At 76.2% G+C, this 676-nt stretch carries 1 pseudogene; it reads left to right on the plus strand.

Annotated features, from left to right (window positions below):
* A pseudogene (locus tag AC1DKV_RS40520) lies at window positions 1-676 on the plus strand (hypothetical protein); the annotation flags it as partial.

The raw sequence follows: 676 nt of genomic DNA on the forward strand, positions 1-676 counted from the left end.
GGCACAGGCCGCGCTGCGCGCGGCCGTGCTGACCGAAGTACGGCGCGGCGACGACACGCAGCGCGTGCTTGGCGCACCGGTCAGCGCGGCGGCGCAGGCATGGCTGCGCGAACAGGCCGAAGCCGCGCAGCAAGACGGCGATGCGCCGGCAAAGCCTGCGMCAGGACGCGCGGCACGCCGTTGGTGGCCCGCGCTGGGCGTGCTTGCAGCCACGCTCGGCGTCGCGGCGCTGTCGCTGCAGGTGGTGCTGCGCCAGCTCGATTTGCGGGACGGCGCCTTGCTGCTKCCGGACACGCCCCGCACCACGCAAAAGCCKGAGAAGCCGGAGACGCAGGAGAAGCAGGCTGAGACTGCGGCCGTGGCGGACAGCAAGACCGCGCAGCCAGGGCAAGCGCCGGCCGGGCGGCAGCCGGMACCTGCCGCAAACGTGCAGGCGCAACCGGCTGCCGCCGGCCAAGCCGCGGCAACGGCTGCGCCGCCAGGTCCGGCGCCGGTAGCCGCGCAAGATGCGAAAGCGCCGGCGCCACCGGCCGCGGCCAAGGCGCGACAGGCACAATCCGGGCCRGCTCCGGAGACCGAGTCACGCACCCCGCGAGAGCCTGCCTTGCGCGCGCCCGACGCGCTTGCGGACCGCGCCGCGCCCGCCTCCGGCCTGGCGGGAGCCGCACCGCAGGCC

Source organism: Cupriavidus sp. 05T41 (genome assembly GCF_056396525.1).